This window comes from Dysosmobacter sp. Marseille-Q4140 (assembly GCA_018228705.1).
In the GTDB taxonomy this organism is placed as follows: Bacteria; Bacillota; Clostridia; order Oscillospirales; family Oscillospiraceae; genus Oscillibacter.
This window is the reverse complement of the sequence record CP073694.1, coordinates 1,052,993-1,078,264: the sequence shown is the minus strand read 5'-3', so window position 1 is coordinate 1,078,264 and position 25,272 is coordinate 1,052,993. Positions and strand designations below refer to the sequence as shown.

The window sequence follows — 25,272 nt, the reverse complement described above, 5'->3', positions numbered from 1 at the left end:
GCAGGGAGAACGGCAAACAAAGGGCGGGCGGCCCTTCGCAAGCCGCCCGCCCTTTTCAGACATTCCTTGTGGGGATAGAAATGCAAATCTCCAGTCCATGAGGCACAGCCTGCCAGAACCGCACCGTTCCCCCGTGGGCCTTCACGATCTGCCGCACCAGCTTGAGGCCCAAGCCGTGCTCACCGCCCTGGGTGCTGGAGACATCCGCTTCCCGGTTCAGCGCCTCCAGTCGGGCGGCATCCATTCCAACGCCATCATCTGTCACTGTGCAGGTGCATCGCCCATCTTCCGCGCCTATCGTGACGGAGATATGGCAGCCCTGGGGATTATGGACGATGCTGTTGCGGATCAGGTTGTCCAGCATCCGCCGGAGAAGGGCGGCGTCACCCTCTATTCTGGCAGCGCGGCCCGGATGCGTCTCGGAAAATGTGATTTCATACCGCTCCGGCAGACCGTCGTTGAGCACCTCGCTCACCGCTTGCCGCCCGATCTCCACCAGATCTACTGCCTCCCGGCGGATGGGCTGGAGGGCGTATTCCAACTTGGTGGTCAGGTTCAGATCCTCCACCAGAGATTTCAGCCGCTCCCCCTGCTGCCGGATCATCCCGGCATGGTGCCGGGCCTCGGTGGGGAGAGTGTCGTCATCCTCCAGTTCGCTGGCGTAGCCCAGCACCATGGAGAGGGGGGTGCGGATGTCGTGGGACACGCCGCGAATCCACTCCGCCCGGGTGTTATCCTTGCGCATCAGGTAATCCCCGGCTCGGTTGAGCCCCGCGTTGATCTCCGCCAGTTCTCCGTGCTCGTCCAGGGGCTGGTAACTGCCCCGGCTCAAATCCTGGATGCCCCGCAGGATGGGGGACATGGCCTTCTCCACCCGGCGGGTGTTCCGCAGCGTCAGGAAGACCATCAGCAGCAGGTTGCACACAAAGACCGCGATGGCCCCCATCAGGAACATCATCAGGGAGGAAAGCTCCATGGAAAAGTAGTATTTCACTAGGGTGCCCGGTGCAAATCCCACCACCATCAAGGCGCCGTCCTCCCGGCTCCACACCTTCACCGGATAGTCCTGAAGATACCAGCGGCTGAAGGAGGCCACCTGGGCGCTGGTATAGGATCGGGGCAGCTCCTCCGGTAGGCCCTGCTCCCATACCACAGTGCCGCGTTCATCTAAAAGCATGGCCCAGGCGTCATGCTCCCGCAGCAGGGCCGGCGCCGTATCGTCTGCCGTCCAGACGCCGCCCTGCTGCGTCACATGGCCGGACACCTCCCGGACAGACAGCCCGTTGTCTGTCCCGCTCATGTATCCAGCGACCATGACGCCCAAAACCAGAGCAATGTTGACCGCAAAGAACAGCGTCAAAATGCCAATGGTGGAGAAAATGTAGCGCCGGAAAAACCGCTGTACCGGGTTCACGACTTCGCCCCCTTCAGATTGAGCCGGTATCCCAGCCCCTTGGCCGTCACCAGAGAGACCGGCTTGGAGGGATTAGCCTCGATCTTCTCCCGCAGGTGGCGGATATGGGTCGAGAGGGTGCTCTCGTAGCCCTGCCAGAACTCCCCACAGATCGTCTCGCACAGGATGCCGGTGGTGACGATCCTTCCGGCATTTTCATAGAGTTTCTCGAACAGCTGCAATTCCTTTGCCGTTAAGGGCGTCTGTTCGCCGTCCTTCCATACTTCGGCTTTCTCCAAATCCACCGTGGAGGCTGCCAGTTCCACCTTCCGGTTGGGCTCCGGGTAAGTCCGGTGGAGGATGGCCCCCACCCGGAGCAGCAGCTCCCTGGGCAGGAAGGGCTTGGGAAGGTAGTCGTCCGCCCCGGTCTCCAGCCCCTCGATGCGGTCCTCCGCCTCGCCCCGGGCGGTAAGCATCAGCACGGGCACGCGGCTGGTGCGGCGGATCTCCCGCAGGACCGCAAAGCCGTCCATCCCCGGCATCATCACATCCAGGACGATCAGCGCCGGCTGCTGCTCACGCCAGATCTGGAGAGCCTCTTGTCCGGAGGAGGCGGTCACGAGATCGGTGTAGCCTGCCCGCCGGAAGATGGAACACAGCATCGCCAAAAGGTCCCGGTCATCGTCTACCAATAAGATTTTATGCTCCATCATGGGACACCCCCTTCCTTTGCCCATATTATACCGCTAAAGTGTCGGCCTGCCCATGCCCTGCGCAAAATCTCAGAGAAAAATTAAGGTTGGCTCAGCGTTATCTCAAGGTACGGGTGCTATCCTGTTGCTACCAAGCAAAGGAGGTACCGCTTATGAGCGACTGTATCATTGAAACCAAGGGCCTAACCAAACGCTACGGGGACCAGGTCAGCGTCTCCAGTCTGGATCTCCATGTACAGAAGGGACGTATCTACGGCCTCCTGGGGCGCAATGGGGCGGGCAAGACCACCACCATGAAGATGCTCTTAGGGCTGACCGTCCCCACATCCGGCACGGTGACCATCTTCGGCCGGTCGCTGAAGGGGAACGAAAAGCGCGTCCTGCCCCGCATCGGCAGTCTCATCGAGTCCCCCGGGTTTTACCCCAACCTGACCGGGACGGAGAATTTGCAGATCTTCGCCCGGCTCCGGGGCCTCAAAAGTCCCAACTATATCAAAGGGGCGCTGGAGCTGGTGAACCTGCCCTACCGGGACAAGAAACGCTACGCCCAGTACTCCCTGGGCATGAAACAGCGGCTGGCCATCGCCCTGGCGGTGATGCACGACCCGGAGCTGCTGATCCTGGACGAGCCCATCAACGGCCTGGACCCCATCGGCATTGCCGAGGTGCGGGACTTCATCCGGGCGCTGTGCGACGAACGGGGCAAGACCATCCTGCTCTCCAGCCATATCCTCTCCGAGATCGCCCTGCTGGCAGATGACATCGGGATCATCGACCACGGCGTCCTCCTGGAAGAGGAGAGCCTGGCGGAGCTGGAGCAGAAGAACGGGAAGGTCCTCCGGTTCACCGTGTCCAACGCACCGGTGGCCGCCCAGCTGCTCCAGCAGGAGATGGGCGTGCGGGATGTAGCTGTGGAGAATGGGCAGGAACTGACCGTCCGGGATCTCCGCCTGGACACCGGCGCGGCGGTGCGGCGGTTCGTGGAGGCGGGGCTGGTGGTGTCCGACGCCCATCTCTACGAGGACACCCTTGAGGACTACTTCAAGCGCATCACAGGGGGTGAGGGCATTGCTTAAACTCCTGTGGTGTGAGTTTGCCAAGCTGCGGCGCAAGCCGTTGTTCTTCGCTGCTGCTGCCGTGTCCGCCCTGATCCCCCTGGGGTGCGCCCTGTTCCTGCCGGACTTCCAGGAGTTTACCAGCGGGGCCGAGGCGGTGGATGGCATGATGTCCACCCTGTTCCAGATGAGCGCCTATCTGCTGCTCATGCCGGCCCTGGTGGTGCTGGCCTCCAACCTGCTTTTTGAGGAACAGGACAACGACACGCTGAAGAACCTGATGACGGTGCCGGTGAGAAAGCCGACCTTGGCCATGGCAAAGATGGCCCTGCTGTTTCTTTTTGCCATCGCTTTCATGGCGGTGGGCGGCCTGGTGATCCTGCTGATCGTGCTGGCCGCCGGGTGGGAGCCCGTGGGCTTCTGGCGGCTCTTTTTTGTGGGCGTCGGCCAGGGGATCATGATGTGGGCCGGGGCATTGCCCTGCATCCTGCTGGTGGTGCTGCTGAACCGGAGCTATATCGTCTCCGTCATCATCACCTTCTTCTACACCTCTGTCAACTACATCTTCGGCCTGAACGACCTCTTTATCACCCAGCCCTTCGGCCTGAACCTGGGGACGCTGCTGCCCGGGCCGCTGACCTTCCGGTGGTACTTCCAGTATCTCGACTTTTCTAATGCCGGTGCCGAGATGCTGGGACTTTTGGAGCGAGTCAGCCCCTATTTCGTCACCACCGCCCAGGCGTTTCTGGTGACTGGAGCGGAGGCCGCGGTGTTTCTGGCCTTAATTGCGCTGGTCTATAAGCGCCAGGGCGTTTGAGGAGGTGTTGAGTATGTGGAAGATGATCCAAACAGAGTGGTGGAAGCTGCGGCGGTGCCAGATCCTGCTGGTGGGCATTGTGGCTCTGGCCCTCTGTCCGGTGGTGCAGTACGGCAGCCAGCTGATCGTGAACCCGGAGATTCGGGACCCAAACTATGATATGCTCCACCTGTTCGCCAATGTGGTATGGGGCAATACTCAGGTGTTTCTCCCCATCTCCCTGGTGATGATCGGCGGGTGGCTGATCGACCGGGAGAATACCCATGACACCATGAAGAACCTGCTCACCGTCCCGGTGTCCTATCCCAAACTCCTGGGGGGCAAGCTGGCGGTCACCGGCCTGCTGTCCCTGCTGTTTGGCCTTTACAGCGTGGCCGTGACGGTGCTCACCGGGATGCTGGCGGGCCTCCCGGGACTGACGCCCGGGGTGCTCCTCCAGCAGGGTGGACAGGTGGTGGCCGCGGCGCTGACCACCTTCCTGGTCTGTATGCCCATGATTTTGATTTTCGGGCAGATGCGGGGCGCCTATCTGGGCGGCTCCATCCTGACCTTTTTCCTGGGATACTGCATTTTGTTCTTTAAGAGCGGGCTCCTGCTCTCCGCTTACCCCTTCTCCGCGGCGCTGGTGCTGGCCGGCTTTGATATGCAGGAGTACAACGGTGCCACCGAGGCACCCAGCATCCCGCTGGCCCTCCTGGGCATGACGGCGGTCATCGTTTTGACGGCTGTGATCTTGGCCTTCTCCAGACCCAGCAGCAAGGCCGGGAGTACGAAAAAGAAAAAGGCCGGTGGACGCCGGCAGGCAAGGAGGAAAACACGATGAAAGAAAACCGAAAGCGATGGACACCGCTCCTGACCTGCGGCCTGTTCTGCGTCCTGCTGCTGTCCGGCTGTTCCGGCATGATGCAATCACTGGCGGATGGGACGGATGCGGTACTCAATGGCTTGGCGGAGGGAACGGATCAGGTCGCCGGCGCTCTGGCGGATATGACAGACGCAGCCCTCGGTGCCGCGGCCGACGCGACGGATGACTCAGTGAAGGACGCCATTCTGGACGCCTACAGCTCGCTGATGGATACCGCCGGCTCCTGGGCGCTGACGCCGGACCGCTCCCTCCAGGGGGAGCGTGTCCGGGGCGAGGACGACTACACCGGCACCTATGCGGCTGACTATGAGGACTTCTCCGGTACGGAACTGCTCTTTGGCGGTACCACGCTGGACCGGGAGGCCGGGGATACGGTAGAGGTCACTTGCTCCCTTGCCGTCGAAGAGGGGGAGGCTGCCATCTTCCTGTGCTCCGGCTCGGAGGAGCCGGTGCTCCTGCTGTCCGAGAGCGGGGATTACTCCGGCACCATCGAGGTGGGCGGTGGAAGCGTCTATCTCGGTGTCTGGGGCGAGGGCGTGACCGGGAGCGTGTCCATTCAAATCGAGTAAACTGTGAGGTGCGTCATGCGGATACTGAAAAAACTACTGGTGCGGATCATTCTGCTGATCGTAGCCGCCGGGATTTTGTGCGGCAGTGTGGTGGCTGTTCTGGGCTATCTGATGTATCGTGACGCACTCAAGGAGCAGAGCTTGGAGGACAAGGTTGCAGAGGTGCAGGCAGATCCCAGCTACACGCCGCTTGCAGACCTGCCGGAGATCTATCTTGATGCGGTCGTGGCAGTGGAGGACCACCGCTTTGAACAGCATTGCGGCATCGACATCATCGCCATCGCCAGAGCTGCCTGGAACAACATCAAGTCCTGGAGCCTGCGGGAAGGCGGCAGCACCATCACCCAGCAGCTTGCCAAGAACCTGTATTTTACCCAGGAGCGGAGTTTTATCCGTAAGGCTGCGGAGGTTTTCATGGCCTTTCGGCTGGAGCAGACCTACTCAAAAGACGAGATCCTGGAGCTGTATGTCAACTCCATTTACTTTGGCGACGGCTATTACTGTGTCCGGGACGCCAGCGCGGGCTACTTTGGGAAGGAGCCTGCGGACATGACGGATGACGAAGCCACGCTGCTGGCCGGAATCCCCAATGCGCCATCCGTCTACTCGCTGACGGCGAACCCAGATCTGGCTGCGCAGCGGCAGCAGTATGTTCTCCAACAGATGGTGAAATACGGGTATCTCGGCGAGGAAGAGGCGGCGGCAATTCTGCAAAACTGATCATGCCGCAGAAGATCCCGGGGAGGTGAGCAGCTTGGAGGAGATTATTGTCATTCGGGCGAGGGATCCGGACGGCAGCGTGTTCAAGGCCGTCATGGACGCGCTGAAGGGTAAAAGGGCAGAGGTAGTCGATGTTGCTGCCCCTGCGACCTCCGTGCTGCGCATCGGGGAACTGGAGCTCAATCATAAGCACCGCCGGGTGCTCATGGCGGACAGGGAAGTGGAACTCAATCATGGGGAGTATGCCATGCTCTACTGCATGGCCAGTTCACCAGGGCAGGTGTTCTCCAAAGCGCAGCTCTATGAGGCCGCTTGGGGCGAGGAATATCTACGCGGGACAAACTCCGTGGAGAATACCATCTGGCGGCTGAGAAGAAAACTGGAGGAGGACCCCAGGCATCCGGGATACATCAAGACGGTGGTGGGTGCAGGCTATAAAATAGATATTCATAACAGGCAATCGGGAATGGAAGATTGAAAGGAACTGGATGCCACCCATTAAAGGGCGGCATCCAGTTCTTTTTTCATGCCCTATTACCGGCTTCCCACTTTCCGGAACTCTCCCGGCAGCAGCCCGGTGCTCTTCCGGAACAGCTCCGCAAAGCGGCTGGAGGTGGAGTAGCCAACGGTCTGAGCGATCTGGCCGATGGATAAGTCTGTGTTGGTCAGCAGGTACTCCGCCTGGCTCATGCGGCGCTGTTGGATGTACTCTGTGATGGTGCAGTCGTAAACCTTTTTGAAACTGCTCTTGAGTTTCGTGGTTCCCATGCAGGCAATCTGCGTCAGCCGCTCCATGGGGATCTCCGCGGCATAGTGGTCGCTCAGATAGGCGGCCACGGTCTGGATGCGCTCCAGATCCGCCTGAGACAGTTTGATGGGGGCCGCTGGACGTTTTTTCTGGTACTCCACCACCAGGGACAGGGCTTCCGCCACCTTGCTCTCATAGAACAGCTTGGCGGCGATCCCATCCCCGCGATAGTTCTGGACTTCAGAAAGCAGTCGGGACATCTCCGGGAAATCAGTGGTCTGGTCGATTTTGCGGAACGCCTCCACTGGGTTTCGGTATTCTTCCGGGTATTGCTTCTTGAGGTAGTCCTCATAGTAGGCCGGCATGATCTCGATGCCGATGGAGCGGATGGGGATGTTCTTGTGGATCAAAACCTGATACGGTTCATACCCGCCGATATAGGTCTTGATGCACCCGGCGGACAGCCGGCGGTAGGGCGACAGCTCTTCCCCGGAGATGGAGTCATAGCGAGTAATGCTCAGGCACTCCGGCAGGGAGAACTCCAGCAGGGAGTCCTTATGGAAGAAAAAGTTGTGGATCTTAATGTCGTAGAGGTCCTTCTGTCCATAGGTCCAGTAGGAACCCTCCCCGATTTCCTGGGAGATTTTCCAGCAGAGGCCCAAGGCCCCATACTGGTGATCGTCGGGGTCGGGGGTAAAACCGTGGCCCTTCAGCATGGATACATAGTATGGCTCCGTCATTTCGGGCATAACAAAAGACTCGCCTCCTCTTTACAACGGTTGGACGAACTTTTGCAACGAAGAGACGAACCTCGTCTCAAACCCTTGCAAGATGTCCAGACCACGTGTAGTGTATAGGCGATGGTTAGCGACATCTAACCGAATGGTAGCACATCGCCTATGAAAAGTCAACACGTTATGAAACAGGAGGAAAACTATGAGCAACCAAGCCAATTCACTGAAGAAGGGCCTTACGGTCAAGGACCTTGTGACCACTGGTATTTTCAGCGCCATCTTTTTTGTCTTTACGTTGATTGGCGGTCTGCCCTTTGCGCCAAACCCGGTTCTGACCTTTTACATGCCCATGGGTGCGGCGCTGCTGTGCGGCCCCATCTATTTGCTGATGGTCGCTAAGGTGCAGAAACGCTGGAGCGTCACCATCCTCGGCATCATCATGGGAATCATCTGGTTTGCCACGGGGATGCACTGGGCGTTCTCCCTGGGGTACATCGGCATGGGGATCATTGCGGACCTTGTGGCCGGCGCCGGTCACTACCGCAACAAGGCCATCAACCTGCTGTCCTACATGCTGATCTCCCTGGGCGGCATCTACACCTATGTGGTATTCTTTATCGACCCGGAGGGCTGGGCCAGCACCATGCTGGATAACGGCACGGAGCAGTCCTACATTGACACCATGAGCGCCTCCGCGCCCTCCTGGCTGCTGGCGGTCATCGTCGTCGGCACGCTGGTCATCGCGGCCTTCAGCGGGTGGGTCGGCGGCAAGATGCTGAAGAAACAGTTCGAGAAGGCTGGGATCACCGCATGAACGGCGGAACATCCCCACGGCAAAGACTCTGGCTGGATCCAAGGACGAAAATCCTGCTGCTCCTGCTCTGCATCCTCTCCGCCATGATAGCCCCGTCCCTGTACTATGAGCTGGGACTCGTGGTGCTGATTGGGCTGTTTGGCGCCTGCTGCGGAAAGTGGAAGTACGCCTGGAAGGGCGCGGCGTTCTACGGGCTGATTGTCCTGATCACCTTCTGGATCATGGACACCATGACCGGGACCTGGCGCACCATGTTCATCGCATTCCTCGGCCTGTTCCACAAGGTGTACCCCTGCGGGGTGCTGTCAGGCATCGTCATCTCCACCACTAAGGTCAGCGAGTTTTTGTCAGCTATGAACCGCGCGCATGCGCCGAAAAAGCTGGTGATCCCGCTGGCGGTCATGCTCCGCTATATCCCCACCATTCAGGAGGACTGGCGGTTCATCAAGGACGCCATGCGGCTGCGGGACGTGTCGCCGTCCCTGAAAGGGCTATTGACCCATCCCGGCATGACCGTGGAGTGTATCTATGTCCCGCTGATGATGGCGGCGTCCAAGGCGGCGGATGAACTGTCCATCGCCTCCATCACCCGGGGAATCGAGAACCCAAAACCCAGGACCTGCCTGGTGCAGATTCGTATGAGGTTTGCGGATGCGCTGGCAATCCTCTGTTTTGGCGCCTTTTTCGCGGCGGGCCTCTATGGGAAGGGGGTATTTGGATGATCGAACTGAAACAGGTATCCTTTACCTATCAGGGGCAGGAGCATGACGGCCTCCGGGACATTGACCTGACCATCGCGGATGGGGAGTGCGTCCTGCTCTGTGGGCGCAGCGGATGCGGCAAGACTACCATCACAAGGCTGGTGAACGGACTGATCCCTCAATTTTACCAGGGAGAACTTCAGGGCCGTGTGCTGGTAGACGGGCAGGAGATCAGCAGCCTCCCCATGTACCAGATCGCCGCCAAGGTGGGGTCAGTGTTCCAGAATCCCAGAACGCAGTTTTTTAACGTGGACACGGACAGCGAGATCGCCTTCGGCATCGAGAATGAGGCCCGGCCGCCCCAGGAACTGGCGGAGCGCGTGGAGCAGACGACGGAGGATCTGCGCATCCAGAGCCTTCGCGGCCGCAATATCTTTGAGCTGTCCGGCGGGGAAAAGCAGAAGATCGCATTCGCATCCGTCTACGCCATGAACCCGGAGATCTATCTGCTGGATGAACCATCTTCTAACCTGGACATGACCTCCATCCAAGAATTGCGGGAGCATCTGCGGCTGGTCAAGGGCCAGGGCAAGACCATCCTGATCGCAGAGCACCGGCTCTATTACCTGATGGACATAGCAGACCGGATCGTGTATCTGGACCGAGGAGAGATCAAAGGGATATTCACACCGGAAGAGCTCCGTCGGCTGTCCCAGGACCAGCGGGAACGGATGGGGCTGCGGGCCACAGATCTGATGGATGTCCTTCCGCCACCCAGTCGTGCTCCAGTCGGGGAAACGGTGTTGTCGCTGAAAAATGTCTCCCTGCGCTATAAGAGGCGCACCATCCTTCACGGGATCGGCCTTTCCGCCGGAAGGGGAGAGGTCATCGGCGTGGTGGGCCACAATGGGGCCGGAAAGACCACATTCTCTCGGGCCCTGTGCGGGCTCCACAAGGACTGTGACGGTCAGTTCCAGTGGGATGGCGGGCCGATGGAGCGCAGGGACCGGCTCAAGCAATCCTACATGGTGATGCAGGATGTGAACTACGAGTTGTTCGCCGAGAGCGTGGAGGCGGAGTGCTCCTTCGGCATCCGGAACCCGGACAGAGCCTTGGTAGACGCTACCCTGGAGGAACTGGGGCTGGCCCCATACCGGGAGCGCCATCCCAATACCCTGTCCGGCGGTCAGAAACAGCGGGTGGCCGTGGCCGTCAGCATGATCTGCGGGAAAGACCTGCTGGTATTCGATGAACCCACCAGCGGCTTGGACTTTGACAGCATGGCGCAGGTGGCGGGGCTGATCCGCCGCCTATCCGACATGGGAAAGGTCATCTTCATCGTCACCCACGACTTTGAATTTGTCTGCCGCACTTGCTCCCGGGTCCTGCATTTTGACGAGGGCGAGATGCCCGATGATGTACCCGTTATCATGGAAGCCCTCCCGAAATTGAGAGAGCTGTTCTCTGTTTCAAATGGAAAGGAGAGGTGACCGATGAAACAGAAAAAAGTCAACCGTGTGGCCCTGCTGCTCCACTGGGCGGGGGAGCAGAAGGTCTGGCTGTTTCTGGCAGTCTTTTTGTCAGCGGCCGGCGGGCTGTGCATTGTTGTCCCCTATATGGGGATCTATCAGCTGATGGACGCCGCCTTCAACGGAACCTGTACCAGGGAACTGGTGGTGCGGATCGTGGCAATGATCGCGGCGGCGGTGACTCTGCGCTTTGTGCTGTTCGGCGGCTCCGGGGTGGCGGCCCACAAGGGCGCCTACGGGGCGCTGTTCAAGGTGCGCTGCATGGTGGCGGAGCACATGGCCCGGGCGCCCCTGGGGGCGCTGAATGAGCGGCGCACCGGGGACATCAAGACGGTGCTGAACGAGGATATTGAGAAACTGGAACTGTTCCTGGCCCACAACCTGCCGGATCTGGTGTGCTATCTGGTGGGGCCGGTGGTGGTCTTCGCCTACCTGATGACCGTCAATATCCCCCTGGCGCTGGTCTCTCTGGTGCCGCTGATCCTGGCCGTCGCTGTGATGGGGGTCATGTTCCGCAATACGGATGACCTGATGGACCGGGCCAACCGCTCCATCAGCACCTTGAACTCCGTCATGATCGAGTACATCAACGGCATGAAACTGATCAAGGCCTACAACATGGGGAGCAAGTCCTTTCAAAAATTCTCCGATGCCATCCGCGAGGAAAACGCCATGTGGAATGAAACTTCCCGGCGGATGGGGCCGCCCTATGCGGCCTTTGTGGTCATCATCGAGTGCGGCATGCTGCTGATGGTGCCTCTTGGCGGGATGTTTTTCCTGAGAGGCTCCCTGACGGCCAGCGCTTTTCTGCTGTTCCTCTATGTGGGTTCCCTGTACCTGACGGAGATTCGGCCTCTGCAGGAACTGGGAACCAACTTCGCCAATGTGCTGGGCGCCGTTACCAAGGCAAAAGAGATTCTGGACATTCCTGTCTATCAGGGCGGGAGCGACTTCCCAGAGAACCACGACATTGAGCTGAGGAATGTGCGGTTTTCTTACGACGGCAAGACTGACGTGCTGCAGGGCGTCAACCTGAAGATCCAGGACGGCGAGCGTATGGCCCTGGTGGGGCAGTCCGGCGCCGGCAAGAGCACCATCATTGAACTGGTCTCCCGGTTCTATGATGTGCAGGAGGGCGATGTGCTGATCGGCGGGAAAAATGTGAAGGAGCTGGACTACGACACCATCTTGAAAAATGTGGCCATCGTGTTTCAAAAGACCTTCCTGACCCGGGACAGCGTTTTGGAGAACATCCGCATGGGGAGCAGCGCCAGTCTGGAGGAGGTGCGGGCTGCCGCGAAAGAGGCCCAGATCGACGGCTTTATCATGTCCCTGCCGGATGGCTACGACACCAAGGTGGGCAGCTTCGGCTCCCGGTTCTCCGGCGGCGAAAAGCAGCGCATCGCCATTGCACGGGCCATCCTGAAAAATGCCCCGATCCTGATTTTGGACGAGGCCACCAGCGCCTCCGACCCGGAAAACCAAATGGAGATCGACAAAGCCATTCAGAACCTCTGCAGGGGCAAGACCGTCATCGTAGTGGCCCACCGGCTCAGTGCTCTGAAACTGTGCGACCGGGTGGCCGTGGTGGAAAACCACACGATTACCTGCATCGGAACCCATGAGGAAGTCCGTCGAAAGAACGCCTACTACCGGAAAGCATGGGAGGACTATGAAAAGGCCCGGAACATCACCTATCGGCTGGAAGGGGGCGCGGGCAATGCGTGAGTACAAGGTGAATGGCTCCATAGGAGCCGAAGAGGGTGGCCTGGGCCACGAGGTATTGAAGAAGAATCGGAATTTCTATATTGGTGTTGCAGGGACTGTGCTGGAAGGCATGCTCTCCGGCAGCCTCTTCATGCTGCTCTATGCGGTGATGCAATTCTTGTGGTCTGGCCAGTTTGACATGGATCAGGCCCTGGTGCTGACCGGGGTGATCGCCGGGATATTCCTGCTCCGTATCCTGATTTACAGTTATGGCTATACCAAGGCCCAAATCGGCGGTGCGGAGGTCAGCCGGAACATCCGCCTCTTCATGGGGGACCACCTCAAGCGTATCCCGCTGTCCCGCTTTACTCAGGGGCAGACCGGCGACTACATCAACACTATCACCAGCGACGTCAACAACTATGAAAAGATCCTGACCCATAAAATCGGGGACCTGGCGAAGAGCTTCGCCCTGTCCATCATGCTGATCGTGTTTGTCATGACCGTCTACGTCCCTGCGGGACTGATCCTGCTGGCGGCTGATCTGCTGCTGATTCCCGGCCTGTGGCTATCCTTCCGCATGGTGCGGAAATACGGCCAGGAGAAGAACGACATCTGTGCGGAGAATGTCAGCAGCATTGTGGAGTATGTATCCGGTATCCAGACCTTCCGGGCCTACGGTGTGGGTGGCCTGAAGAATAAAACCGTCATTGACGCCATGCGGGCATTCTGCCGCATCAGCTATGTGTATGAGGCCAAGGTGCTCCCGGTGGGGGCGGGACTGAGCATCCTGACCTGGCTGGCCTGCCCGCTGGTCATCTGGGCAGCGTATGCGCCATGGGCGGCCGGGACACTGGATACCGTGTCCTACCTGCTGATCTGCATGCTGCCCCTGTTCTGCGCGAAACTGGCCAACACCATCTTTGTGGACCTCACCAGCTACAAAAACCTGATGATCTCCAAAAGCAAAATCCTGGGCGTTATGGAGGAGCCGGAGGAGAGCGGCAGCATGGAGCCGTTCCAGACGGATACCCATGAGATCACCTTTGACCATGTGGATTTTGCGTATGTCCCCGGAGAGCCTGTGCTGAAACAGGCCACCTTTACGGTGCCAGACCAGAAGCTCACCGCCATCGTGGGGGACTCCGGTTCCGGCAAGTCCACCATCCTGAACCTGATCGCCAAATACTATGAGCCGAGCGGCGGCACCATATCCATCGGCGGCAGGCCCACGGGCCGTGTGGCGGCGGAGCGGGTGCTGGAGCAGATCTCCATGGTGGATCAGGATGTGTTCCTCTTTGATGACACCATCCGTGACAATATCCGCCACGCACGCCCTGATGCCACCGATGGGGAAATCGAGGCGGCTTGCCGGGAGGCCAACTGCGACGGCTTTATCCGCAGCATGGAGAAGGGCTATGATACCCCCACAGGGGAGAATGGCAATCTGCTCTCCGGCGGCGAGCGCCAGCGCATCTCTATTGCCCGAGCCATTTTGAAAAACAGTCCCATTCTGCTGCTGGACGAGGCTACGGCGTCCCTGGACATCGAGAACGAGCTGGCGGTGAAACAGGCCATTGCCAATCTGCTCAAGGAGAAAAAGACCGTGGTGATGATTGCCCATACCCTGTCCATTGTCAAGAATGCGGACCAGATCCTGGTGGTAGCAGACGGGAAGATCGCAGAGGCCGGTACCCATGAGGAGCTGCTGGCCAAGAACGGGAAGTACGCGGCCATGTGGCAGGCAGAGCAAAAAATATCCGCCTGAGGGGAGGACGCCATGAAACTCCACGCATCTGGAGAGGATTACCTGGAGGCCATTCTGGTACTCCAAAAGCAGAAAGGCATGGTGCGCTCTGTAGATGTGGCCCGGCATCTGGAGGTCACAAAGCCAAGCGTCTGCAATGCGGTGGCGACCCTGCGGGACGGAGGCTTTCTCACGATGGACGAGGGCTATTTTCTGCATCTCACCGATGTAGGGCGAGAAGTGGCGGAGCAGATCTATGAAAAGCATCGGTTCTTTACCGACCGGCTGATTGCCGCTGGCGTGGACCCGGCAACAGCTGAACGGGACGCCTGCCGGATCGAGCACGTCATCAGTGATGAAAGTTTCGAGAGGCTGAAAGCTGCCGCGAAACCAGAATCGTAAGCACAGCAAAGGGAGGAGGCCGTGCAGGCGGCCGCCTCCCTTTGCCATTGGGGGTGAAATTGTGGATGAAATTATCATTATCCGGGCTGCCGACCCGGACGGCAGCGTGTTCCAGGCCGTCATGGACGCGCTGAATGGCAAAAGGGCGGAGGTGGTCAGCATCGCTGCCCTGGTTGCCCCCGTGCTGCGTATCAGAGAGCTGGAGATCTATCACAAGCACCGGCGCGTGTTCATGGCAGGCAAGGAAGTACACCTCAACCATGGAGAATACACCATGCTCTACTGCATGGCCAACCGACCTGGGCAGGTGTTCTCCAAAGCGCAGCTCTATGAGGCCGCTTGGGGCGAGGAATATCTGCACGGGACAAACTCCGTGAAGAATACCACCTGGCGGCTGAGAAAAAAGTTGGAGGAGGATCCCAGGCATCCGGCTTATGTGAAAACAGCGGCTCGCATCACAATAACTGGATCAGCGCCAGGCTGCGCAAGATTGTTGCAGCCTGGCGCTGATTTTTCATAAAGATTTACAGCGACCACTTGCCGGCCTCGGCCCTTTGAGTTACAAAGTTCCGGTAGATGCCCTCCTGGCCGATCAGCTCCCCGTGGGTACCCCGCTGGACGATGCGGCCCTGATCCAGCACCAGGATCTGGTCGGCGCTGCGGACGGTTTTCAGCCGGTGGGCGATCATCAGCACGGTCTTCTCCCGGGTCAGGGCCTCCATGGCCTTCTGGAGCTGGTCCTCGTTCTCCGGATCCACGTTGGCGGTGGCCTCGTCAAAGATGACGATGGGGGCATCCTTCAGCAGGCACCGGGCAATGGAGATCCGCTGCTTCTCACCGCCAGACAGGGTAGCCCCGCCCTCACCGATGACCGTGTCGTACCCTTCCGGCAGGGCGGAGATGAAATCATGGCAGCAGGCCTTCTTCGCCGCATCCATCACCTGCTCGTGGGTAGCGTTGGGACAGCCGAACTTGATGTTGTTCTCAATGGTGTCGTGGAAGAGATACACCCGCTGGAACACCATGCTCACCTGATCCATCAGGGATTCCAACGTGTATTCCCGCACATCCCGGCCGCCGATGGCGACCCGGCCGCCCTCCACGTCCCAGAACCGGGCGATCAGGTTGCAGAGGGTGGTCTTGCCGGAGCCCGAGGGTCCCACGATGGCGGTGGTGGTCCTGTCCGGGATGGTGAGGGACACATCCTTCAGGATGGGCCGGCTGCCGTAGGAGAAGTCCACATGGTCGAACACGATGTCGTGGGAGTCCGGATGGAGCGCCGCGCCGTTCTGATCCATCTCCGGGATGCCGTCCACCTGGTTGGCGTGGTCGATAGAGCTGCCCACCAGGCGCAGGGCGGACACGCCGCTGCCCGCGGACTGGATCTGGGAGAAGATCAAGAAGGAAATGATCACGGACATCAGGGCATTGGCCAGTGTCAGACTGCCGCTCAGATACAGCCACACAGCGGCCGCCAGGATCACCACGCTGAACAGGTGGAGGGCCATTTCCTGAGCCCAGATGTAGGGAGTGAACAGTTTTTCCACCGCCAGATTGTTGCTGCGGCTGTCCTCCAGGGCCTGACGAACCCGTTTGTCCCCCTTGCCGGTGAGGTTGAAGGACTTGATGACGCTCATGCCCTGGAGCTGCTCCAGCACCGCCTCCACCAGCCGGGCCTCGTCCCGCTGGCGCTTGGGGGCGATTTTAGCGGACTGTTTTTCCATGCGGGAGAGGAGCAGCAGGTACAGCGCCATTCCAGCCAAGGCCAGCAGGCCAATGCGCCAGTCCCAGAACAGGACACACAGCAGCATGACGGCGGAATTGATGAGCCCGCCCAGGATCGTGACCAACACCATGGCCCCGGCGCTCTCCACCTCGTCCAGAATGGTAGTGGCGATGCCGGTGAGTTCCCCTAAGCTCTGGTCGTTGAAATAACCCATGGGAATGCGCTTGAGCTTATCACCCATGTGGAGGCGCTTGTTGGCCACCATGAAATACCCGGCGTGAGTCTGCTGCAGCTGGCTGAACCGATTCATGATCGCCCGGCCCAGAATGCTGACCAGCAGCAGGGCCAGGGCCTGCCAGGCCGGTGCGGCAGAAGTGGAGCCGTCCACCAGGGCCAGGACCACCACATAGATGGCCGCGATCTGGAACATGTGGAAGATGGCGTAAAAGAACCCCAGCACCATGGACTTGCGGATGTTTCTTTGTTCCTCGCCGGCAAAACGCCAGATCTTTCTCAAAACCTCGATCATGCCTGCTCGCCCTCCTTTACCCCCATGTGGGCCTGCCACATCTCCCGATAGAGGGGGCAGGTGTCCAACAGTTTCTCGTGCTTGCCAGTGGCCTCGATGCGGCCGCCGTTCACCACCACGATCTGGTCCGCGCCAGTGATGGTGCTCAGCCGGTGGGCGATGACCAGCACCGTCCTGCCCGCAACCAGCTTGCCCACTGCACGCTGGACCAGGGCTTCGTTTTCTGGGTCAATGTAGGCGGTGGCCTCGTCAAGAACGACAATAGGAGCATCCTTCAGCATGGCTCGGGCGATGGCTATGCGCTGCCGCTCCCCGCCGGAGAGGTGGGCGCCGCCTCCGCCCACGATGGTGTCATAGCCCTGTTCCAGGGCCCGAATGAAATCGTCGCACCCGGCGGCCTTAGCCACAGCCTCCACCTCCTGTTCGGCGGCATTGGGGCGGCCCATGCGGATGTTCTCCCGGACGCTCTCGTCAAAGAGGTAGTTGTCCTGGGACACAAAGGCCACCTGGTCATAGAGCTGGGGTAGCGGGATTTTCTTCAGATCCTGCCCGCCCAGGGTGATGGTACCGGCGGACACATCCCAGAACCCGGCGATCAGTTTGGCGATGGTGGACTTGCCGGAGCCGGAGGGGCCCACAAAGGCAGTCATGGTGCCGGCGGGGATGGTGAGGGACACGTCGTGGAGGACCTCCTTGTCCGCGTGGTAGCCGAAGGACACATGGGAGAGGGCGATGTCCCGCCCCTGGAACTGCACCGGGGCGTTCCCGTGGTCTTGCTCCTCACCGTTCAAAATCTCGTCCACTGAGCCCACGATGGTGCCTACCTTAGCCAGACTATCCACAAAGTCCATGGCGGAGAGCAGCGGTCCGGCGATGCCCAGGGACAGCACGATGGTGGTGATGAAGGTCTCCACCGGCAGACTCCCGCCGGCATACAGGAGCCAGCCCACCGGCAAAATGGTGATCATGGTGGTGGGGGAGATGGCCTTGGACAGGGAGATGGGCAGCTGGCAGCTTTTCATCCAGTGGTAGAAGTAGGAGGCGTTGGCCTTTACGCTGTCGGAAAACCGGGCGTAGGACTGCTTCCCCTGATTGAAGGCCTTGATGACCTCAATGCCGCCGATGTACTCCACGATGGCGCTGTTCATGGCCTGGGTGGTCTTGACGGAGCCCTCGTACTGCTTGCCGTAGTTGGCCATTACCGCCATCATGAAGGCCATGCCCACCGGGATGGACACCAGGCTCAGCAGGGCCATCCTCCAGTCCAATATGAACAGGTAGACGAGGATGCACACCGGCCCAAGCACGTTGGCGGTCATCTCCGGCAATAGATGGGCCAGGGGCCGCTCCATGCTCTCCACCTGGTCAACGATGACCTGCTTCATCTGGCCGCTGGAGGTATCCAGGATGGTGCCGAGAGGCATTCTGGGGAGTTTCTCCAAAATTTTCTCCCGGATGGACTTCAGAATGGAGAAGGTAGCCTTGTGGGAAATGGACAGGGCCAGGGAGTAGAGGCTGGCCCGCAGCAGAAACCCCGCCAGGGCCACGGCGCACCAGATCAGGTAGAACGAAAATTCCTGGTTTCCGGACAACAGACCGAGGATGATCTGAGCGGCGGCAAAGTAGGGGGCCATGCCGCACAGCACCCCCACCACGGCGGACAGGATGGCCTGAATCAGGCTGCCGTGCTGTGCCTCACCCAGTTCCCATAGCCGAAGCATGGGATTTTGTTGCTTCATCGTGAATTCCTCCTTAATGGTTAGTGATTGCTAACTTTCTGTGAAATCAAAAGGCTGCACCCAGAAGGGGGGACAGCCTGCTTGATTCAGGGCTGGGGATCGAACACAGTGCCGAAGCCCGCCATATGGTAGTCGTTGAGCATCTTCACATAGCGATGGGCGGCGGCCCGGTCCATGTTGTGGCGCACCACCTCGAACATGCCGTTGAAATAGGCGGTGACGATGATGTGGATGAACTCCTCCGTCACCTGGCCGGACTTCACGCTCTCACAGCCGATGACCTCCATGTACTGGTAGGTATACTCCACCTCGATATCCACCAGTTCGTCCAGGAAACAGGCGAACCGGGTGCCGTGGGCCCCGTCCAGCAGGAGGCGGAACACATCGAAGTGGTCGTAGATGTAGTCCAGCAGGTCCATCTGATGGCGGGCGGTGTACTGCCCCATCTCCGCTTTCTGCGTCTCGCCATCCAGCTGGTGGAAGCTCTCCTGGATCTCCCGGAACATGGCCCGGAACTCGTCCACCACCGGTTCTACAATCGCCCGAAACAGACCCTCCTTGTCCCCAAAGCGGGTGTAGATGGACCCGGTGCTGGTGCCCGCCTCCTGGGCGATAGCCCGCAGGGAGGCGTCCAGAAAGCCTTTGGACAAAAACTCGTCCTTGGCGCACTCCAGCACCCGGTCATAGACGCCGGGCTTCTGCTTTGCCATACCTTCACCTTCTTTACAGCATATTCAAAACATTGTTATAAAACGATGTTATGAATATAGCATACTGTATTCTCATTGTCAAGTCCTGTGCAGAAAAAGGGACGCAGCGCCGGAAAGGCACTGCGTCCCAAACCTATGATGGATTTTCTGCTATGCACCGGCTTGGCGGTTCCACCCCCGGCTCTGCTGCCGCACGGTGACGAAGTTCCGGTAGATACCGCCCTCCTCCATCAGCGACTGATGGGTGCCCCGCTGAACGATCTCCCCATTGGATACGACGAGGATCTGATCCGCGCCCCGGATGGTGTTCAGCCGGTGGGCGATGACCAGCAGGGTCTTGCCCTTCACCAGCTCTGAGATGGCCTGCTGGATGTAGCTCTCATTGTCTGTGTCCACACTGGCAGTAGCCTCGTCCAAGATGACGATAGGGGCGTCCTTCAGGATGCAGCGGGCAATGGAGATCCGCTGCCGCTCCCCACCGGAGAGGCTCTCGCCCCCTTCACCGATCACTGTGTCGAACCCGTCGGGCAGGGCCATCACAAAGTCATAGCACCGGGCCTTGCGGGCCGCCTCCAGCACCTCCTCCCGGGTGGCGTCCGGGCGGCCCATGGCGATGTTGTTGTAGATGGTGTCCTGGAAGAGATAGACCCGCTGGAACACCATGCTGATGTGGTCCATTAGGTCAGAGAGTTTCACCTCACGCACGTCCTTTCCTCGAACCAGTACCCGGCCGCCTTTCACATCCCAGAAACGGGTGAGCAGGTTGGCGATGGTGGATTTGCCCCCGCCGGAGGGTCCTACCAGGGCCAGCATCTGGTTCCGGGGCAGGGAGAAGGAGATGTCGTGGAGTACCTCTTTCTCCCCATAGGCAAAGCGCACATGCTGGAACTCCACCTCCGGGGCTTCGCCGGTATCCGGGATGGAGTCCCGGCCGTCGTCCGGCAGCTCCGGCTCGTGAAAGACCTCCTCGATCCGGTCCATGCAGCTGTTCATGACGGTCAGCCGGGTGGCCTGGGTATACAGGGCCTTGATGGGGCCGAACAGGTCAAAGACGAAGAGCATGATGCCCACCAGGTAGGGGACGCTCATGAGTCCGGCGCTCTCCAGCGCCAGGGCGATGGCCTCGATGGCCGCCGCCCCCAGGCCGTAGGCCAGGTTCAGCCGCAGCTGCCAGGGGGAGTGGTCCTCCTCAAACTGAAGACTGGTGTCGCAGCTCCTTTGGAAGTTATCGGTCAGTTCCCGGGACTTTTCTCCCAGAAGATTGTAGGTCTTGATGATCCCGATGCCTTCCACGAAGTCCAGCACCGCCTCGGTGAGATTCTCGTTCTGCTCCTGCCGCGCCACGGAGTCCTGGAGGGCCTCACGCTTCATGCCCCGGGCAATGAGCAGCACGATGCCGATGATCGCAAGGGCTGCCAGACCGATCCAGAGGTCAAAGCAGAGCAGGAAGACCACCAGGATGGCTTGGGCAAAAATGTAGCTCATCATGTCCGCCAGTACGGTCATGCAGTTTTCCTCAATGAACACCATGTCGGAGGAAAGGACGGAGCTGATTTTGCCAATGTTGCCCTCGGTGAAGTAGCCCATGGGCATCCGCCGCAAGTGGGCACCCAGATCCATCCGCATGTCCGAAAATACCAGGAAACCCGCCGCGGACTGGAGCCGGTCGGCGATGTGGTGAAAGAGGACCTGAAGCAAGACGCAGACCACCAGGGCGATGCCGTACCAGAGGCAGTCGCCGGCGGTGATGGTCCCCTCGTAAAAGCTGGAGAGCACCAGGAACGCCAGCATGATCGGCGCTTTGGCCAGCAGGGATTTCAGGAACGAAAAGACAAAGGCGATTTGGATCCGCCGCTTATACCGGCCGGAGACCGCCAGAATCCGTTTCATCAGTTGGATCATTGTACCGCGCCTCCTCTCTGATTCACGCCCCATTGGGCGCTGTCCTCCGCAGCCTGCCAGAGCTTTTGATACGCCGGGCAGCGGCCCAGCAGCTCCTCGTGGGTGCCCACATCGGCCACAGTGCCCTGCTCCAGCACGCAGATTTGATCCGCATTCACGATGGAGTGGAGCCGGTGGGCGATGACGAGGACTGTCTTACCCCGGATCACTTCGGCAATGGCCTCGTTCATCTTCTCCTCATTCTCCGGATCCATGAAGGCGGTGGCCTCGTCCAGCACCACGATAGGGGCGTTTTTCAAGATCGCCCGGGCCAGAGAGATGCGCTGCCGCTCCCCGCCGGAAAGCATTTTGCCCCCGTCCCCGACCATGGTGTGGATGCCATTCTCCAGCCGGGCAAGGAACTCCCCGCACTGGGCCTTCTCCGCCGCGGCCAGAACCTCCTGATCCGTGGCCTCCGGACGGCCCAGGCGGATGTTCTCCAGCAGGCTCATGTTGAACAGGAACTGCTCCTGGGCCACATAGGAGATCTGGTCGTTGAGGGCCTCCACGCTCATCTCCCGGATGTCCTGGCCGCCCACGCGGATGCTCCCGCCGGTCACATCGTAGTAGTGGACCAGGAGCTTGGCCAGGGTGGACTTGCCGCTGCCCGACTCCCCCACCAGGGCGGTGAGGCTCCCCTCCGGCGCGGTGAGGGAGATGCCGTGGAGCACCTCGTCCTCCTGATAGGCAAAGCGGACATCCTCAAAGGAAACGGAGTGATCCTCACCAGAGAAGCCTGCCTCTGTCTGCTCCAGAGCCGGTGCGCCCATCAGCTGCTCCAGCGCGGTGATCTTGTAGTTGATCTGGGGCAGGGTGGACATAAACCCCAGTGCCCGCAGCAGGGGCGCACCCACGCCGAAGGACATGCACAGCACCAGGGCGAAGTCCGGCAGGGTGGAGTATCCTACCAAAACCAGGTACGCCCCGATGGGCAGGGTGAACAGGGCCACACAGGGCAGGATGCTGTTGTAGAGGGCCATCCAGGGCCAGCAGACCTTGTACCAGGCCAGGGTGAAGTCCCGGTAGCCCCGCACATCCTGCTCAAAGCGCTGGTAGGACTCCCCATCCCGGTTGAAGACCTTCACCACCTCCATGCCGTTGATGTACTCCACGATGGTGTTGTTCATCTTCTGGGCGGAGGCATAGTAGGCTCCCATCTTGCTGGTGCCGGCGCGGTACATGGCCATCATAGCCACCAGACCCAACGGCAGAGCACACAGGGAGAGCAGTGCCAGCTTCCAGTCCACGAAGAACATGGCGAGAAAGACAAAGGCAGGCACCGCCAGATTGGCCAGCCCCTCCGGCAGGGCATGGGCCAGCAGCAGCTCAATGGAGTCGATGTCGTCAATGAACATCTTCTTCAAGGCGCCCACGCCCTTCTCCTGGATCACGCCCAGGGGCTGCCGCTCCAGCTTTCCCTGGAGGGAAGCCCGCAGGTTTTTCAGGGTGTTGTAGGCCGCCCGATGGGAGAGGGACAGGCCTTTCACATACAAAACAGCGTACAGAATCCCGCAGACGGCGATGGCTGCCACCCGCCACGCCGCGTATCCAAGCTCCAGCGATTCTCCCAGCAGCAGGGGCCGGATCAGTTGGTAGATGAACAGGAAGGGGAGCACATTCATGACGATGCCGATGAGCATCACCGCCATAGAGAGATAGGTAGTCTTCCGATACTCGCCCGCATACTCCAAAACTTTTTGAAACACAGTCGAACCTCCTTTTTTTGAGATTAGTTATTGCTAACTCTTGGCCGGTGAAAAACCTCTCCGCTGGAGAGGCTTTCCCTATTTCTGAAAATGCAGCGCGCCATGCCAGTTGAACAGGCCGCAGACGATCCGGCAGTGGGCCTCGATCTGTTCCCAGGTGAAGTGATGGATGAAGGGCTCATAAATCGTGGTCCAGAAAGCGGACAGCAGGATGTGCAGCTCCGCCGGCTCTACATCGTTCCGGCACAGGCCACGCCGCTGGGCCTCCGCCAGATAGGCGCTGGTGGCCTTCGTCAGAAGCTCCACCCAATCGTGGGGGAAGTTGGCGTACCGGGTCCCCTGGGAGCAGGAGAGCAGCAGATAGAAGTCGTCCCGCCGGTCGTAGAGGAAACGGAACCACCACATCATGTCCGCCCCATCCATGTCCCACGCCTTGATCAGTTCCTGGTTGGACATGGCCGTGGGGTCCTTATCCCCCCGGGCATGGGCCACTTCGTACAGGTCCGACACCGTCTGTTCCACCACCGCACAGAACAGCTCCTCCTTTCCCTTGTAGCGCTTATACAGCGCTCCTGTGGTGACTCCGGCCCCCTCGCAGATGGTCTTAAGGGACGCTTTTTCAAAGCCGCTTGCCAGGAACTCTGTTCGGGCGCTCTCCAGGATCCGGGGATCAATGGAGCGGTCCGCCACTGCCATACAATCGCCTCCTCAATAGATAATTTGATTACCGATAATCTAATTATCAATATAGCATGGAGGGTGGAACCTGTCAAGGGGAAACTGCGGAAAGAGCTGTTTACATTTTTCCGCGTTTCTGGTATAATAGCCCCGAGGTGATGCTTATGCAGCTAAACTTTGAGGGGATCGCGGTGGGTGCGGCGTCCCTGCTGATTATCGGTGCATTCCATCCGCTGGTAATCTGGTGCGAATACCACTTCACCCAGCGGGTCTGGCCGGTGTTTCTGATTGCGGGTCTGCTCTTTCTCTGTGGGGCCTTGTTCGTTCAGGGACTGATCTCCATTGTTTTGGGGCTTTTGGGGGCAGGCTGCCTGTGGAGCATCCGGGAGCTGAAGGAACAGGCCCATCGCGTAGAGCGTGGATGGTTTCCCAAAAATCCTAAAAGAAAATAACCGACTGCCGCAGGAAGGATTTTCCGTCCTGCGGCAGTCGGTTTCTTGACAGCGGGGGTACAATTTTATATAATTGCGCTATGGTTAGCAATAACTAACCAAAAGCAAATACAATGCTTACCAATAAAAAGTTCCGAAGGAGTAAATGCTATGATGGATCATTTGAATCAAATGGACACCCAGGAGAGCACCGTCAAGGTGGACCTCCTGCACCTGGACCCCACCGACCCGGACGGGGGCTGCTGCTGCGGCCATCACAGCGGCAGACATTGCTGCGGGCGGCACCGTCATGGACAGGAGAACCAGCCTAATGCGGAAGAGTGAGAAATAACAAAGGCATCAAGGATCTGCCAATTTGGAAAACAGATTGTGAAGTACGCCTGGAGGACCGGTATCACCCGCATAGAAACCTGGGCAGGGGCTCACTGCTCTGGGGAGCAGGATCTCCATGTCCTCCGCAGATGAATCCGGAAGGGGAGATGACCATGAAGCCAGATTATCGGAATTGGATGCCCAGGGGCATGATCGTGGGGCTGGGAACCGCCACCGGCGTACTGGCGGCGGGAAGCGCGGCTGCAGTCAGATCACGGCTGCCCATGGGCCGGACGGCAAAGCATCTTGCCGGAGCAGTCCTGGGCCTGGGCGCTGTGGGATGTCTGGCGGGGGCGGCGTGGAGCCTGTACGCCCGGGCGATGTTTTCCTACGAGGGCGGGCGGCAGTTGTCCCGGCAGATCATCGAGGGCGTCGCCTCATACATTGAACTTCCGGAGGGCGGCGTGGGCCTGGATGTGGGGTGCGGCAGCGGGGCGTTGACCATCGCCTGTGCCAAAAGGAACCCCTCGGGCCGCATGGTGGGCATCGACCGCTGGGGCGTGGAATACGCCTCCTACAGCCGGAAACTCTGTGAGCGGAATGCCCGGGCAGAGGGGGTGAGCAACATCACCTTCCAGCAAGGCGACGCCCGCCATCTGGATTTCCCGGATGAGACCTTCGACGCAGTGACCAGCAACTACGTCTACCACAACATCACCGGCGCGGACAAGCAGACGCTGCTGCGGGAGTCCCTGCGGGTACTGAAGAGGGGCGGCGTCTTTGCCATTCATGACCTGATGGAGCCCTCCCGGTACGGGGATATGGACGAGTTTCTCCGCAAGCTGCGGGAGGATGGCTTTCAAGAGGCGCAGCTGCTCCCCACGGCGTACGGAAGTTTTATGACGCCCTGGGAGGGAAAGACCCTGTTCCTCTCTGGCTCCGCCCTGCTGGTGGGCAGGAAGTGA

25 protein-coding genes are annotated in these 25,272 nt (G+C 59.7%); 16 read left to right on the top strand and 9 right to left on the bottom strand.

The window, feature by feature from the left end; translation table 11 throughout:
- Positions 1-55: 55 nt before the first annotated feature.
- Together KFE19_05415 and KFE19_05410 are read right to left on the bottom strand one after the other, a co-directional pair.
- Positions 56-1,414, bottom strand: a complete 1,359-nt coding sequence (locus KFE19_05415) for a HAMP domain-containing histidine kinase (protein ID QUO38946.1) — start codon at positions 1,412-1,414, stop codon at positions 56-58.
- Positions 1,411-2,106 carry a response regulator transcription factor gene (locus KFE19_05410; GenBank protein ID QUO38945.1) on the bottom strand — a complete coding sequence of 232 codons (696 nt, stop codon included), beginning with the start codon at positions 2,104-2,106 and terminating at the stop codon, positions 1,411-1,413. The genes KFE19_05415 and KFE19_05410 overlap by 4 nt, the downstream gene beginning before the upstream one ends.
- 152 nt (positions 2,107-2,258) lie before the next feature.
- Here KFE19_05410 and KFE19_05405 point away from each other — a divergent pair, with 152 nt between their 5' ends.
- From KFE19_05405 to KFE19_05380, 6 genes are read left to right on the top strand one after another with little or no spacing between them, the layout of a single operon-like run.
- A complete protein-coding gene (locus tag KFE19_05405; GenBank protein ID QUO38944.1) occupies positions 2,259-3,182 on the top strand; it encodes an ATP-binding cassette domain-containing protein in 924 nt (307 codons plus the stop codon).
- Complete coding sequence (locus KFE19_05400) at positions 3,175-3,978, top strand: ABC transporter permease (GenBank protein ID QUO38943.1); 804 nt, start codon at positions 3,175-3,177, stop codon at positions 3,976-3,978. Before KFE19_05405 ends, KFE19_05400 begins: the two co-directional genes overlap by 8 nt.
- 13 nt (positions 3,979-3,991) lie before the next feature.
- Positions 3,992-4,801, top strand: a complete 810-nt coding sequence (locus tag KFE19_05395) for an ABC transporter permease (protein QUO38942.1) — start codon at positions 3,992-3,994, stop codon at positions 4,799-4,801.
- Positions 4,798-5,412: a hypothetical protein gene (locus tag KFE19_05390; GenBank protein ID QUO38941.1), complete on the top strand. Its 615-nt coding sequence runs from the start codon at positions 4,798-4,800 to the stop codon at positions 5,410-5,412. The genes KFE19_05395 and KFE19_05390 overlap by 4 nt, the downstream gene beginning before the upstream one ends.
- 15 nt (positions 5,413-5,427) lie before the next feature.
- On the top strand, positions 5,428-6,132 hold the full coding sequence (locus KFE19_05385; protein ID QUO38940.1) for a transglycosylase domain-containing protein: 705 nt from the start codon (positions 5,428-5,430) through the stop codon (positions 6,130-6,132).
- Positions 6,133-6,166: 34 nt separating this feature from the next.
- Complete coding sequence (locus tag KFE19_05380; protein QUO38939.1) at positions 6,167-6,610, top strand: winged helix-turn-helix transcriptional regulator; 444 nt, start codon at positions 6,167-6,169, stop codon at positions 6,608-6,610.
- A gap of 56 nt (positions 6,611-6,666) precedes the next feature.
- Here the strand turns inward: KFE19_05380 and KFE19_05375 are convergent, their stop codons facing one another.
- Positions 6,667-7,629 carry a helix-turn-helix transcriptional regulator gene (locus KFE19_05375; GenBank protein ID QUO38938.1) on the bottom strand — a complete coding sequence of 321 codons (963 nt, stop codon included), beginning with the start codon at positions 7,627-7,629 and terminating at the stop codon, positions 6,667-6,669.
- Between the two features lie 187 nt (positions 7,630-7,816).
- Here KFE19_05375 and KFE19_05370 point away from each other — a divergent pair, with 187 nt between their 5' ends.
- The 7 genes from KFE19_05370 (at position 7,817) to KFE19_05340 (ending at position 15,034) form a co-directional block, all read left to right on the top strand.
- On the top strand, positions 7,817-8,428 hold the full coding sequence (locus tag KFE19_05370; protein QUO38937.1) for an MptD family putative ECF transporter S component: 612 nt from the start codon (positions 7,817-7,819) through the stop codon (positions 8,426-8,428).
- The gene (locus tag KFE19_05365) at positions 8,425-9,150 is read left to right on the top strand and encodes an energy-coupling factor transporter transmembrane protein EcfT (protein ID QUO38936.1); all 726 of its coding nucleotides are present in this window, start codon (positions 8,425-8,427) and stop codon (positions 9,148-9,150) included. Before KFE19_05370 ends, KFE19_05365 begins: the two co-directional genes overlap by 4 nt.
- Positions 9,147-10,619 (top strand): energy-coupling factor ABC transporter ATP-binding protein, encoded by a 1,473-nt coding sequence (locus KFE19_05360; GenBank protein ID QUO38935.1) that lies wholly within the window; start codon positions 9,147-9,149, stop codon positions 10,617-10,619. The genes KFE19_05365 and KFE19_05360 overlap by 4 nt, the downstream gene beginning before the upstream one ends.
- Before the next feature lie 3 nt (positions 10,620-10,622).
- A complete protein-coding gene (locus KFE19_05355; protein ID QUO38934.1) occupies positions 10,623-12,386 on the top strand; it encodes an ABC transporter ATP-binding protein in 1,764 nt (587 codons plus the stop codon).
- Positions 12,379-14,133 carry an ABC transporter ATP-binding protein gene (locus tag KFE19_05350; GenBank protein ID QUO38933.1) on the top strand — a complete coding sequence of 585 codons (1,755 nt, stop codon included), beginning with the start codon at positions 12,379-12,381 and terminating at the stop codon, positions 14,131-14,133. Before KFE19_05355 ends, KFE19_05350 begins: the two co-directional genes overlap by 8 nt.
- Before the next feature lie 12 nt (positions 14,134-14,145).
- The gene (locus KFE19_05345) at positions 14,146-14,514 is read left to right on the top strand and encodes a metal-dependent transcriptional regulator (protein QUO38932.1); all 369 of its coding nucleotides are present in this window, start codon (positions 14,146-14,148) and stop codon (positions 14,512-14,514) included.
- Positions 14,515-14,575: 61 nt separating this feature from the next.
- The gene (locus KFE19_05340; GenBank protein ID QUO38931.1) at positions 14,576-15,034 is read left to right on the top strand and encodes a winged helix-turn-helix transcriptional regulator; all 459 of its coding nucleotides are present in this window, start codon (positions 14,576-14,578) and stop codon (positions 15,032-15,034) included.
- A gap of 4 nt (positions 15,035-15,038) precedes the next feature.
- Here the strand turns inward: KFE19_05340 and KFE19_05335 are convergent, their stop codons facing one another.
- The 6 genes from KFE19_05335 to KFE19_05310 form a co-directional block, all read right to left on the bottom strand.
- Positions 15,039-16,769: an ABC transporter ATP-binding protein gene (locus KFE19_05335; GenBank protein QUO38930.1), complete on the bottom strand. Its 1,731-nt coding sequence runs from the start codon at positions 16,767-16,769 to the stop codon at positions 15,039-15,041.
- The gene (locus KFE19_05330) at positions 16,766-18,508 is read right to left on the bottom strand and encodes an ABC transporter ATP-binding protein (GenBank protein QUO38929.1); all 1,743 of its coding nucleotides are present in this window, start codon (positions 18,506-18,508) and stop codon (positions 16,766-16,768) included. Before KFE19_05330 ends, KFE19_05335 begins: the two co-directional genes overlap by 4 nt.
- 86 nt (positions 18,509-18,594) lie before the next feature.
- Positions 18,595-19,218, bottom strand: a complete 624-nt coding sequence (locus KFE19_05325; GenBank protein ID QUO38928.1) for a TetR/AcrR family transcriptional regulator — start codon at positions 19,216-19,218, stop codon at positions 18,595-18,597.
- Between the two features lie 150 nt (positions 19,219-19,368).
- Positions 19,369-21,120: an ABC transporter ATP-binding protein gene (locus KFE19_05320; protein QUO38927.1), complete on the bottom strand. Its 1,752-nt coding sequence runs from the start codon at positions 21,118-21,120 to the stop codon at positions 19,369-19,371.
- Positions 21,117-22,865, bottom strand: a complete 1,749-nt coding sequence (locus KFE19_05315) for an ABC transporter ATP-binding protein (GenBank protein QUO38926.1) — start codon at positions 22,863-22,865, stop codon at positions 21,117-21,119. Before KFE19_05315 ends, KFE19_05320 begins: the two co-directional genes overlap by 4 nt.
- A 78-nt stretch (positions 22,866-22,943) precedes the next feature.
- The gene (locus tag KFE19_05310; GenBank protein QUO38925.1) at positions 22,944-23,561 is read right to left on the bottom strand and encodes a TetR/AcrR family transcriptional regulator; all 618 of its coding nucleotides are present in this window, start codon (positions 23,559-23,561) and stop codon (positions 22,944-22,946) included.
- Positions 23,562-23,701: 140 nt separating this feature from the next.
- Here KFE19_05310 and KFE19_05305 point away from each other — a divergent pair, with 140 nt between their 5' ends.
- From KFE19_05305 to KFE19_05295, 3 genes are all read left to right on the top strand, one after another.
- Positions 23,702-23,995 (top strand): DUF4491 family protein, encoded by a 294-nt coding sequence (locus tag KFE19_05305; GenBank protein QUO39530.1) that lies wholly within the window; start codon positions 23,702-23,704, stop codon positions 23,993-23,995.
- Between the two features lie 150 nt (positions 23,996-24,145).
- Positions 24,146-24,319, top strand: coding sequence for a hypothetical protein (locus KFE19_05300; protein ID QUO38924.1), 174 nt, complete (start codon positions 24,146-24,148; stop codon positions 24,317-24,319).
- A 137-nt stretch (positions 24,320-24,456) separates the two neighbouring features.
- On the top strand, positions 24,457-25,272 hold the full coding sequence (locus tag KFE19_05295) for a class I SAM-dependent methyltransferase (protein QUO38923.1): 816 nt from the start codon (positions 24,457-24,459) through the stop codon (positions 25,270-25,272).

Coding starts and splice junctions, on each gene's coding strand:
- KFE19_05410 (QUO38945.1), bottom strand. CDS start 2,106: ATGATGGAGCATAAAATCTTATTGGTAGACGATGACCGGGACCTTTTG.
- KFE19_05405 (QUO38944.1), top strand. CDS start 2,259: ATGAGCGACTGTATCATTGAAACCAAGGGCCTAACCAAACGCTACGGG.
- KFE19_05395 (QUO38942.1), top strand. CDS start 3,992: ATGTGGAAGATGATCCAAACAGAGTGGTGGAAGCTGCGGCGGTGCCAG.
- KFE19_05390 (QUO38941.1), top strand. CDS start 4,798: ATGAAAGAAAACCGAAAGCGATGGACACCGCTCCTGACCTGCGGCCTG.
- KFE19_05385 (QUO38940.1), top strand. CDS start 5,428: ATGCGGATACTGAAAAAACTACTGGTGCGGATCATTCTGCTGATCGTA.
- KFE19_05375 (QUO38938.1), bottom strand. CDS start 7,629: ATGCCCGAAATGACGGAGCCATACTATGTATCCATGCTGAAGGGCCAC.
- KFE19_05370 (QUO38937.1), top strand. CDS start 7,817: ATGAGCAACCAAGCCAATTCACTGAAGAAGGGCCTTACGGTCAAGGAC.
- KFE19_05365 (QUO38936.1), top strand. CDS start 8,425: ATGAACGGCGGAACATCCCCACGGCAAAGACTCTGGCTGGATCCAAGG.
- KFE19_05360 (QUO38935.1), top strand. CDS start 9,147: ATGATCGAACTGAAACAGGTATCCTTTACCTATCAGGGGCAGGAGCAT.
- KFE19_05355 (QUO38934.1), top strand. CDS start 10,623: ATGAAACAGAAAAAAGTCAACCGTGTGGCCCTGCTGCTCCACTGGGCG.
- KFE19_05350 (QUO38933.1), top strand. CDS start 12,379: ATGCGTGAGTACAAGGTGAATGGCTCCATAGGAGCCGAAGAGGGTGGC.
- KFE19_05345 (QUO38932.1), top strand. CDS start 14,146: ATGAAACTCCACGCATCTGGAGAGGATTACCTGGAGGCCATTCTGGTA.
- KFE19_05335 (QUO38930.1), bottom strand. CDS start 16,769: ATGATCGAGGTTTTGAGAAAGATCTGGCGTTTTGCCGGCGAGGAACAA.
- KFE19_05330 (QUO38929.1), bottom strand. CDS start 18,508: ATGAAGCAACAAAATCCCATGCTTCGGCTATGGGAACTGGGTGAGGCA.
- KFE19_05325 (QUO38928.1), bottom strand. CDS start 19,218: ATGGCAAAGCAGAAGCCCGGCGTCTATGACCGGGTGCTGGAGTGCGCC.
- KFE19_05320 (QUO38927.1), bottom strand. CDS start 21,120: ATGATCCAACTGATGAAACGGATTCTGGCGGTCTCCGGCCGGTATAAG.
- KFE19_05310 (QUO38925.1), bottom strand. CDS start 23,561: ATGGCAGTGGCGGACCGCTCCATTGATCCCCGGATCCTGGAGAGCGCC.
- KFE19_05305 (QUO39530.1), top strand. CDS start 23,702: ATGCTTATGCAGCTAAACTTTGAGGGGATCGCGGTGGGTGCGGCGTCC.
- KFE19_05300 (QUO38924.1), top strand. CDS start 24,146: ATGATGGATCATTTGAATCAAATGGACACCCAGGAGAGCACCGTCAAG.
- KFE19_05295 (QUO38923.1), top strand. CDS start 24,457: ATGAATCCGGAAGGGGAGATGACCATGAAGCCAGATTATCGGAATTGG.